The organism is Paramesorhizobium deserti, assembly GCF_001558695.1.
Taxonomy (GTDB): domain Bacteria; phylum Pseudomonadota; class Alphaproteobacteria; order Rhizobiales; family Rhizobiaceae; genus Paramesorhizobium; species Paramesorhizobium deserti.
In genome coordinates this window covers 1-12,036 of record NZ_LNTU01000039.1, presented here as the reverse complement: position 1 = coordinate 12,036, position 12,036 = coordinate 1, and the positions used below count along the sequence as shown (strand labels likewise).

Here is a 12,036-nt window from a genome sequence, read left to right as displayed (position 1 = left end):
CATATGTTCAAATCACCTACCAAGATCCCGCATGGACATGGCGAAGAGCAGTCGAGGCGATGCACTGCAACTGACGATCATTGATTAATCCAACCGGGCGAGACGGCTGAAGCGCCGGCGCTCGTATACCCAGGAGGAGAACAGGCATGGCAAAAGATCCAAAGAAACCGCGGTCGGATGGCCAGACCGACAAGCATTCCAGCAAGCCCACACAGCCGGATACCGGCGCTCCCGTTGGGCAGGATGCTCCAGACAGATCACCCAGGAAGACGCAGGTGAGCGGCAGCCATGGGGCAGCAGCCGGCGAGAAGGCTGGCACAACGATTCAATTCGTCTCTCCGTCAAATAATTCCCAATTCAATATGTATTCCCAGGTGAAGATCCAGGCGAAATGCGACGACCCCAACGTAGAGGCTATCGTCTGGTCGTTCGTTAATAACTATTTTGGTGGGTATAATACGCCAAATCTGATGTATGTGATAGAACCGCTGCGGTCCACCCGGTCCCCGAACGGTTTATTCGAAACGACCCTTACATATTTCGGCCCGAATCCGAGTAGTGGGTACTATGGATATTATACCAATTCCTTTCATGCTCTGGCGGATGATCCATCCCTCGGCATCCCACCAGCCAAACTGGATCTTAGATTTAATAGCGCTTCACCGCCGGCGGGAAACATTTTCGCTCTCGATTTGCGTGCAGCCTATACGATTCTGACAGACGGAAGCGTCCACCCGCTCTTGGCGAGCTTTACGGATTACGCAGGCAACCTCGCTCAGGATTCGAACTGGAACGGGACAATCACATGGTCCGTTGATTTTGATGGATCCCCCCCATCGGGCGCCACGGTACAGCTGCTGACCACGGACCCGACAAAGGTCGATGATGGCGGTTTCGCCGCGAACGGCATAAGGGTGGTCAGTTCGCAGCCGGTTTATATCAAGATAACCGCAACGGCAACGGGCACGAACCCGGTGTTTTCCCGTCAGGCTACGGTCTTCTGCACTTCGGCGACCCTGCCGGGCCAGGGCAGCATGGCTGTCACGTCCGATGAAACCCAGCCACTAACCCTCGATCAGCTACACGGGATAACGTCCACTTACACCGCTGGGTATGGTGGATTGAACTCCCGCACGATGGAGTGGAGACCGTTTCCATCGGACCGGCTGAGCTTCTCCAAGGGGCCTTGGTCGCTGATTGCGGGTAACGGGCCTGGTATTGCGACCAATTCGGTCGAGGCCAATGGAACGACCCCCATTCCAAAAGCGATGATTTTCACTTCGGGGTTCAACGACCAGACCCGTGTCTATGATTGGGGTGTTCTTTATCCTCTCCAATTTGGTGAAGAGCCCTCGCATGGGATCGAGATTTCGGGACCGGATCCGATCCCGATGTATACGCCGGTGCAATTGACGGCGACTAATCAGAACACCAGCGACCAGATGAGTTCCATGTACTGGTGGGGATTTGCCTCCGATCCCGGCTATCAATTCGTCTTTTCTCCCAAGAACCCAACAGACGTAACGGGCAATCTGAGCTCTACCGTGACCGTGACTATATATGGCCCTCAGCCGGAGCCGGACATGACGATCACCATCTACGCCCAATCCGACAATCCGGATGTGCCTATCGGACAGAAGGACTTCGGCCTGAAGGAGGAGGCAGCGCCTTCTGGAAATGTGCTGGCCATCCAGTCACTCGACGGCAATCCGCTGTCGGAGAACACGCCGCATTTGTTGCAGGCAACCTACCAGACAGCAGATGGCAGCCAGAAGCACGGTAATCAGCCGGTCGATTGGACGCTTTTGAGCGGCACGACCTCCGGCGTCAAGCTCAACCCAACTCAGACCACCACGCTTTCCGACGGCACCACTGTCACCAGTGTCGAGTATGACGGGTCCGGTTCCGCCGTGGCCTACATCCAGGCAAAAGCCGGGACAAAACCCGACATCGGTACACTCACAATCCAGTTCTCGGCCAAGACAGATCCGGTGCCGGGGCTGGGCTCCATGCAGCTTCAATCCACTGATGGCAACGATCTTACGGCGGGCGTACCGCACCAGCTAACCTGCACCTATAAGGACAGCAAGGGCCAGTATATGCCGGCCTTCACACCAGTGATTTGGAACGGCATACCGGATGACCGGCTGACTTTCTCCGGTGGCAGCAATCCGTTGCAGGGCGACGCCTCCAACGTGTCTCGGGTGCAAGGCGACAAAGGTGAGGCCTCTATCTATGTGACGGCCGCGGCGGGCGTCGATTTCACGGCGCTGATCTCGACGATCGGGGTTCTCAATCCCGAAGTGGGCACCAACGACCATGCCGACACCCCCCTGACACCGAACTTCAAGGGCGGTCTCATCATCACCTCACCGGACGGCGCTTCGCTGCCGCTTTATCTGCCGTCCCATCCCTCTCTATGATCATTCCGATCCAAACCTTGTGTTGAGCTTTGGGCAAGGTCAGGGTAGCGGTCTCATCATCACCTCACCGGACGGCGCTTCGCTGCCGCTTTATCTGCCGTCCCATCCGCTCAATGCGATCTATACCGGACCGGACGACGTCACCATCAAGGAGGTTGTGTGGTCGACAGACCGTGACGACGATCCGGATTACATGTTCACGTTCGAGCCCAATATCACCAACCTCGGCGAGACCACGCAGATCACGGCCTATGGGCCGAACAAGCAGATCACGGTCAATGTCTACGCCCGTTCGTCGGACGCGGACAATTGGGCGGTATCGTCTCCCTATCAGCTGACGTTCACGCCTGTTACCAAGCCGCAGTTCGGGGAAGTCATCGATCTCGTCTCCTGGGATGACAATCCGCTGGCGGAAGGCGAATGGCATCTCTTGCAGGCGACGTTCAGGGAGTACAACGGCGATCCCGTCGCTCATTACCATCCGGTGAACTGGGAGGCTGTCGCCGACAATGCCTCCGTGACGGTGGAGCTGGCGGAGCCGAATGGCGCGACGGATGCCGACGGCGTCATGACCAACGCCCTGCGCATCACCGGGGATGTCGAGACCACCGTCACTGTGACGGTGACCGCGGACTCAACCACCTCCGATCCCCTGAAGCTCCTCTTTCAGCCGCCTCCACTGGACAAGCCGGCGAAGGAAGGGAGGATGGTTCTCGGCCCTCAGGGCGACGGCACGATCGGCGATCCGTATCCGCTGACGGTGACTTATACCGACAGCGCTGGCGAGCCAATGCCGGATGGCACGGTGGTGACCTGGCACGGCTACCCGTCTGACCGGCTCGCCTTCACCAGCCCGACCTCCAAGGTCACCGGCGGGCAGGGTGTCGCCACGAACACGGTCACCGCCTTGGATGGAGAGGATATCGCCAATGCGGTGATCGCGACGACATGCTTCAACCCGCGGATCGGCGCCAACGACCATTCCGATCCCGATCTCGTCATCAGCTTTACGCAATCGCAGCCGACACAAGGGGTGAGCGGGATTGAGATCGACAAGGCATCGTGCCTCAGCGAATGGGATGTGGATATCACCGATACGACGCAGGTCATCAAGTGCCAGGCCCGGATCCTGAACCAGGTGACCACCCCGCAGTCGGTGAAACTGCCAACCACCCCGCCTGTTGCCGGGGTGGAGATGTGGGATGCCACGACCGGCAAGCCGCTGTCAGCGCCGGACGGCAAGACCTACGTGATGCAGACCGATGCCAGTGGTGTCGCGACATTCCTGATCGGATCGGCGAACGATACGTACTTCGGTGTCAATGTGCAGTGGAATGACTTTACCTCCCCTGCGGCACAGCTTGCGATCGCAAGCGGCAGCGGGCGGCTGCCGGCGCCTATCGTCGTCAGTGGGCTGCAGAACGGTGTTCTCACCATTCCGCCTGGCGTTCCCACCTTCAATGTGACCATTCCCACAAGCAGCAACGTGAACAAAGACGATCCTGTGGCGCTGGTGCTCAACAATCGCGTGGTCTGGGAAGGGAAGGTGGATCCGGACTTCAAGATCCCGGTGGCGTATGCGGCCCTGGACCTGACCAACTCCAATACGCTGATCTATGTGACGACGGGGCAGCAGGAATCGCAACCGGCCGGCGGGTCTGCCTTCACGACGAGCGGCGGTCCTGTGATGACGGGCCCCTATCAGACCGTTAATCGTGGGCCGCAAATGCCGAAGGTGATCACGAAGACCAAGAATGTGGTCGGGCCGGGCGATATCACGGGCCAGGGGCTGAAGGTCTCCATCCCGCCCTATGGCGCGAAACAGGGCGATGTCGTTACAGTCTTCGGCTATGTATCCGGTGTGTACGGACTGCCTTTGTCCGATCCGGCACGCAACATCATTGCCGTGACCTATAATGTCGATGCCCGCAGTCCGTTGCTGTCGGGACAATCGGTTGCGGTATACCTGCCGCAATGGGCCATGGCCGGATATACGAATGGCCAGCAGGCAGACGATAAAGGCCAACTGCAGGTCGACTACAACATCCTGAGCACGAACGGCACGACCTGGTCCAACATCGCTCCAGGCGCAACCACATACTTCGACCTCCACACGACACTCTAGGGCGGCGCCCGCTGCGAGGCAGACCACAACACCACGACCATGGCCCCAAAGGCCATGGTCGGCTGAAGCCTCCAACATCGCTCCAGGCGCAACCACATACTTCGACCTCCACACGACACTCTAGGGCGGCGCCCGCTGCGAGGCAGACCACAACACCACGACCATGGCCCCAAAGGCCATGGTCGGCTGAAGCCTGTCAAATCGGCTCCACAAAGTGGGAAACCGTTTACATAAGCATGATCGGACGATTCTTAGAGCCTGATCCGAAATTAAGTTGAGTGGTATCAGTTAGTTAGCTTGACGCTAGCGCCAGTCGTTGATTCAGGGGTTTTGCAACAAACTTCCGGAGATCGACGATGTGGACCGATACCACTCGGGCGCAATATGCCCGTGCAGACCTGGCTTTGCCAAGCGATTTGACCGATGCCGAATGGGCGGTGCTCGAGCCCTTCTTTCCGCCGCCCTCGTCTGTGGGGCGTCCGCGCAAGTGGCCGCTCAGGCGCATTATCGAGGCGATTTTGTATCTACTACGCGGCGGGCTGCCGTGGCGGATGCTGCCGCCCTGCTTTCCGCCCGTCTCGACGGTGCGGCGCTGGTTTTATCTGTGGCGCGACAACGGCCTGTGGCTCTCGCTCAACCATAGCCTGCTGTTGATCGGTCGGGAAGCTGCAGGCCGGAGGCTTCGCCCAGCGCCGGCGTGATCGACAGCCAGAGTGTGAAGACCTCGGAAAGCGGCGGGCCTTCCGGCTATGACGCGGGCAAGAAGATCAAGGGACGCAAGCGCCACATCCTGACCGACACCGATGGCAATCTGGTCCATGCCGTGATCCACACTGCCGATATCCAGGATCGTGATGGCGCGCCATTGGTGCTGGCCGAGATCGTCCGTCGCTTCCCGTGGCTGCGCCATGTCTTTGCTGATGGTGGCTATGCGGGCGAAAAGCTCAGGGACGCCCTGCGTCGCATCGGCAAATGGACCGTCGAGATCGTCAAGCGATCGGATACCGCGAAAGGCTTCGTCGTGCTGCCCGGGCGCTGGGTCGTCGAGCGAACGCTGGCTTGGCTCAATCGGAACCGGCGCCTCGCCAAGGACTTCGAACAGACCATCGCGTCCGCAACCGCATGGCTCTTCATCGCCTCCATCCAGCTCTTCACTCGCAGAATCGCAAAAATATGAAATTACACCGGATAATTTTGAATCAGGCTCTTAGATGATGCACGAATTTGGGCGGCATATATTTCATCCCTGATTGGCACCAGCTTTGACGCAAGCCACCGATGGTAATGAATTGACCCGGCATCTGGGTTTTCATGTCGAATGCTCCTGACAAAGCACTTTGCTATGTCCGATTATTTCCTCTTCGTTGATCTGATTTTTCTCAGTTGTATTGCTCTGCCTGAATGCATCCAAGGAGCAGAAATTAAGCTGTGCTTTTTGGGGGCAAGAGCCTGATTACCCAACAAATGGCCAAGCTAAAACCGCACTCCAAGCGAAGGTAATTTTGATTTTTGCGGAAATGTATTCAATATTTAACCGAATGTTGTCAAATTTCACTTTCTAATATTTATTACAAAATATAGCAATTTTTTACATATGTGATAGGAGATTCTATATTCTGAATCATATTCGTAAGCATGATGTGTAGTCCGCATCTGGAAAGTGTTGTCTGCTTGAGTTTTGCGCGGCATTCAGAAATACGCTGGAATTGGGGGTTGTCAGAATGAATAGCATGGCAAAACTTACTAGATTTTCTTGCGTCCGAGCCTCTTATGCATCCTCTTTGATAGATCGAGACCTCTTTCGTAAGAGAGGAAATACACGCTCGGATACGTCCTTGATGAAGCCGGCTCTTCAAAGATGTCTTGCAAGACTGCTTTGTTCGGCTTCTGCCATCGCACTGATACAAATGGCGCTGCTTTCATCAGCACAATCCCAAAACTACGGCTACGGCGGAGACGGATCTGCGACGAGCGCTCGCTCGGGCATCGGCGGCGGCGGCGGGGCGCCTGGTATGCCAGGCTCTCCAGGTAAGGGCCCCGGGGGAGGATGGGACGGCGAGGGCGGCGGCGGCGGCGGGGGTGGTGGTTCTGGTGCCGGTAGTGGTAGTGGCGGTGCTGGTGGGGCTGGTCTCAATGGCGGTGGCGATGGCGGTGCGGGTGGGGATGGTGGGGCCAATCGGCCTTCCATTACTACTTCGTACACCAATTCCGCACCGATCGTCGGTTTCGCGGGTGGCGCCGGCTCAGCGGGTAAGGATAGTGTCGGCAATGCCTTCGCCGGAGGTAGTGGTGGTGGCGGTGGTGGTGGTGGCTACGGAATGGTGGTGAACGGAGGAGTGCTGATCCAGAACACATCATCCATTGAAGGTGGTGAAGGCGGGTTAGGCGGCGCTGGAAGTGACAACGGCCCGCTTTTTAACGCAGGATGGGCAGGCGCCGGAGGTGGCGGCGGTATTGGTGTGCAATTCATGCTGCCAGGCGGAACCCTGGAAAACAAGGGCGTTGTCAGCGAAATTCGGGGTGGGAATGGCGGAGATGGTGGCGCTGCAACGGGTACCGCAGGTGTGTCCGGTTATAGAAGTGGTAACGGAGGCCTAGGTGGCGCGGGCATTCTTGGCAGTTCGATAACAATCATCAACGCTGGCACTATCCAGGGGGGGAACGGTGGCAACCCAGGCGGGGCCATCGGCAATATCGTCACTCCATTCCTTGGAACCGCGGGAGCCGGCGGGGACGGCATCTTCGGTGATGGGTTGACGATAACCAACACCGGCACCATTCAGGGCGGTAATGGTGGTGGGGGCATCAATGATTCGTCAACGGCCGGAGCCGGCGGGAACGGCATCGTCGGTTCCAATCTTCATATTATCAATAGCGGCAAGATTTTGAAAGGTTTAGCCGGAGTCGCCTCCGGCACCAACAGCACCCCGGCATCGGATGGAAAAGCCATCATCTTTACAGGTGGCGACAACATTCTCGAACTACGGGCGGGCTATGACTTCGGCAACGGTTCGGTAGATGCGAGTGCCGCACAGGCGACGCTTGTGCTCGGTGGCACGGCGGATTCCAGTTTTGACGTAACCAAGCTCACCACTCAATTTGCCGCTTTCACTGGGTTTCAGGTGACGGGCACAGCGCTTTGGACGTTGCAGAACACAACAAACTATATGTCGCGATGGCAGTTGCTGGGTGGCGTGCTGTCCGTTTCAGATAATGCCCAGCTCGGGGCGCTCGGCCTTAACCCCGCTGCAAATGCATCGCTCACATTCAACGGCGGAACGCTGCAGGTGACGGGGACGACGTTCTCGGACTTTGGCACCCGTCCCGTCGTCTGGGGCGCCGGGGGCGGCGGTTTTGACATCGCCGATCAAAATAACACGTTCACTGTTTCCCAGTCGCTTAGTGCAGGCGGCCCGCTCCACAAATATGGTGCGGGATCCTTGGTGCTCTTGGGCGCCAATCAGTATACCGGCGGTACCTTCATCCATGGTGGCGTGCTCTCCATATCGTCTGAGAACAATATTGGTGCCTCATCGAGTGGGATCACCTTTAATGGCGGTACGCTGGAGAACACGAATTCGGGCGGGCTGACATTCGGCTCGCAGCGCGCGATAACGATGGCTGGCGCGGGGACGCTTAAATCAAACAGCGTTCTGCACGTGGAGGGCGATATTGCTGGCGCCGGCGCTCTCACCAAGACCGGCAACGGCAATCTGATCCTTACCGGCAACAATGGCGGTTATTCGGGCGCCATGACAATCAGCGGGGGAGACCTGCATGTGGGTAACGGCGGTGCGACAGGCACGCTCGGCGGCGCAAATAGCAGCGTCGCGCTCACGAACACAACAACCAAGCTTATTTTCGATCGTTCGGGCAGCTTATCCTATGACGGCAAGATTAGCGGCGCCGGCTTGGTTATGGTACAGGACGGTCTTGAACTGACCCTGGGCGGCGACAACAGTTACAAGGGCAGTACGGATATTGCTGCCAACAGCAAGCTCGTCATTAACGGTGATCAAACCCAAGCGACGGGTCTGGTCACGGTGAACAATGGTGCAACACTGGCTGGCGGTGAGGGCAGCAACCCAGGCACCGGTACGATCGGCGGCAGCGTGATGCTGGACGGCGGTACATTGCTTACACAGGACAGCAACGCCAATGGCATCAACAGGGTGACCATCAATGGCGATCTCACCGTACAGAACGGTGCGAAGCTGGATTACAAATACGGAATCGATCCCAATGGCAACCATGACGCGTTGATGGTCCAGGTCAACGGTACCGTGAATCTGAATGGCGGTGTCGTGACCATCGAGAACAATTCGGGGCAGGATTTCGGTCCAGGCATATACGGCCTTGTTCATGGAACGATCAACGGAAGCAACTTAACGCTCGGCAGCGTCACCCCAAGCCAATCCAATTTGAGTCTGCAAATTACCAGCGATCGCGTGAACCTCTATAACAATACAAATCCCGTCACTAATACCTATAATTTCTGGGACGGCAGCCATACCGCGCCCGACTGCTCCGGCGGTGTATGTAAGGTCGACGGTGGATCGGGCACCTGGCAGGCCGCTGGCGGCTTGACCAACTGGACGATCGCCGACGGCTCCGCCAATGGCGGTTTCAGCGACAGCAGCTTCGCGATTTTCATGGGCCAAGGCGGTACGGTGCAGGTGGACAGCAGCACCGCGGGTCCGATCCGCGTCTCCGGTATGCAGTTTTCGGTTGATGGTTATACGGTGCAGGGAGAACCCATTACGCTGGTACCTGATGCGACAACGGGAGAGACTCTCATTCGCGTCGGCGATCACACGGATGTCAGCGCAGCGTATATCGCCACGATCAACTCCAAACTTATCGGTACTGGGCCACTGGTGAAGGGGGACCGTGGTATCTTGGTGCTGAGCGGTGCCAATGAATATTCCGGCGGCACCTTGATCAAAGGCGGCGTTCTGTCGGTGTCCGCCGATGGTAATCTCGGTGCATCAACCGGCGGGCTGACACTCACCGGCGGCACGTTGCAGGTTACGGGCGGATATGCAGCGACATCGCGCAATTTAACGGTCGGCACGGGCGGCGGGGGTGTCGATGTCGCCAATTCATCCTTCACGATCTCGAAAGCGATCAGCGGCACAGGCGCGCTCACCAAACTTGGCGCCGGCACATTGGTGCTAGCGAACGTGGGCAACAGCGCGAGCTATACAGGCACCATCACGATCGCGGATGGCACACTGTCGATTGCCACAGGAGACAATCTCGGCTCGGGCGGGCTCGTCTTCGATACGACCGTTGCAGGCGGCGGATCTACCGCCACACTGCTCGTCACCTCCACCACCAACTACGCTGATCCCGTTAAATTCAACACGGACGGTGTGATCGAAACCGCTTCATCGACCAGCGTGACGCTGGGCGGCCAGCTTTCCGGAGCAGGCCGCCTCATCAAGGACGGTGCCGGCAAGCTGATACTCTCCGATCACACGAACACCTATACCGGCGGTACGGTGCTCAATGACGGCACGCTGGCCGTAGCCTTCGACTGCAGTCTCGGCTGTGCCAACGAAACGCCGGCAGGCGCTCTCACCTTCAATGGCGGTACGCTGCAGAGCACCAAACAGATCACCACCTCGCGCAACGTGACAGTCAATGCCGGCGGTGGCACCTTCCTGACCGATCCAAACGGCGATCTGACGCTGTCGGGCAATGTGACCGGGACCGGCCAGTTCGTCAAGGATGGCGGTGGCACCCTGACGCTGACGGGCAGCAGCGGCGGCTTTTCCGGCAAGACCACCGTGTCGGACGGGATACTGTATGTGGATGGCCCGCTCGGCGGCACCATGAACGTCGCCTCGGGGGGGACGCTCGGCGGCACGGGCACAGTCGGCTCGACGACCGTCGCAGATGGCGGCACGCTTCTCGGGCGCCAGGGTGAGCGGCTCACCATCGACGGCGATCTGACGCTTTCGAGCGCGTCCAATGTTGATGTTTCGCTCGGCGCGCCGCAGGCGGCAGCGGATCCCGGCCTCTTCAATGTGATGGGCGATCTGGTCCTGGATGGCGTGCTTAATATCACCGATCACGGCGGCTTTACCCCGGGGCTCTACCGGCTGTTCGATTATGGCGGCGCGCTCACCGACAATGGGCTTGATCTGGGTAAAGTGCCCGGGAATATCGATCCAAACGATCTGGCGGTAGATACGAGCATCGAGCACGAGGTCAATCTGATCAGCACAAATGGTGTCGTCTTAAACTACTGGAAAGGTGGCAATGGGACATGGGACCTCGCCAACAACAGCTGGACTAATGGGGTGCCAGGGACGACCGACGGTAAATGGATGGATGACAATTTCGCCATCTTCCGGAACCTCCCCGCTGGTAAAGTGACGGTTGATGGCAGCGGTGGCCCGATCCTGGTCTCCGGCATGCAGTTCGCTGTCGATGGCTACCGCATCGAGGGTGACGCGATCAGGCTGGGTGCGGCCGAGACCATCATCCGCACCGGGCTTGGGGGGCGTGCAGCCGGGACGACGGCGACCATCGCCTCGGAGCTGGCAGGATCAGGCAAGCTCGTCAAGACCGAAGCCGGCACGCTGATCCTCGCGGGGAAAAACAGCTACACCGGTGGCACGGCAATCAGCGAGGGTACATTACAACTTGGCGAAGGCGGCACTTCGGGTAGCGTCGAAGGCGCGATCACCAATGACGGGACGCTCGCTTTCAACCGCTCGGACGATGTCATCTTCAAGAATGCCGTCACCGGCACGGGCGGTTTTGACCAGATGGGCCCGGGCAAGACAGTTCTCGATGGTGATTATTCCGGTCTGACCGGCGTCCATAAAGTCAACAAGGGTATCCTGGAGGTCAATGAAAGGCTCGGGGGCATGATCGACGTGCTCGGTGGACAATTGCAGGGCGCCGGCATCGTTGGCACGACGCTGAACGCTGCCGGCGGCACGATTGCGCCAGGCAATTCGATCGGCACGCTGACCGTCGATGGTGACTATATCGGGCAGGGCGGCACGCTTTCCATCGAGGCCGTGCTTGGCGGTGACGACTCGCCGACGGATCTGCTCGTCGTCACAGGCAGCACTTCGGGCAAGACCAATGTTCAGGTGACGAACCTGGACGGCGGCGGCGCGCAGACCGATAAAGGCATCAAGATCATTGATGTCGGCGGCGCTTCGAATGGCACGTTTACGCTTGCCGGCGATTATATCTTCGCCGGCGATCAGATAAAGGTCGGTGGCGCCTATGCCTATAGGCTCTATAAGGGTGGAGTTACCGATCCAAGCGATGGCGATTGGTATCTGCGCTCGCATTTGGAACCAGGACCTACGCCCCACTTCCAGCCTGGTGTGCCGATCTACGAGGCCTATGCGCATGTGCTGCAGGAGCTGAACAGGGTGGGCACGCTGCGCGGGCGCGTCGGCAACCGCTACTGGAGCGGCGCGGCCAATCCGGTCCTCGCCGAGGGTGACGGGCCGGGCG

4 protein-coding genes are annotated in these 12,036 nt (G+C 58.6%); all 4 read left to right on the top strand.

The window, feature by feature from the left end; translation table 11 throughout:
• Positions 1-146: 146 nt before the first annotated feature.
• Positions 147-2,423: a hypothetical protein gene (locus tag ATN84_RS22605; protein ID WP_068884775.1), complete on the top strand. Its 2,277-nt coding sequence runs from the start codon at positions 147-149 to the stop codon at positions 2,421-2,423.
• A 22-nt stretch (positions 2,424-2,445) separates the two neighbouring features.
• Positions 2,446-4,548, top strand: a complete 2,103-nt coding sequence (locus ATN84_RS22600; RefSeq protein ID WP_068884774.1) for a hypothetical protein — start codon at positions 2,446-2,448, stop codon at positions 4,546-4,548.
• A gap of 356 nt (positions 4,549-4,904) precedes the next feature.
• Positions 4,905-5,725, top strand: a protein-coding gene (locus tag ATN84_RS22595; protein WP_153020352.1) for an IS5 family transposase whose coding sequence is annotated in 2 segments (ribosomal slippage) — positions 4,905-5,223 and positions 5,223-5,725 — 822 coding nt in all. Because the reading frame shifts where the segments join, the coding sequence is not laid out codon by codon here.
• A 661-nt stretch (positions 5,726-6,386) separates the two neighbouring features.
• The coding region (locus tag ATN84_RS22590) for an autotransporter-associated beta strand repeat-containing protein (protein WP_161939614.1) at positions 6,387-12,036 on the top strand (5,650 nt) is incomplete at its 3' end.

Excerpts from the sequence above, each read along its gene's own strand:
- ATN84_RS22605 (WP_068884775.1), top strand. The coding sequence starts at position 147 with ATGGCAAAAGATCCAAAGAAACCGCGGTCGGATGGCCAGACCGACAAG.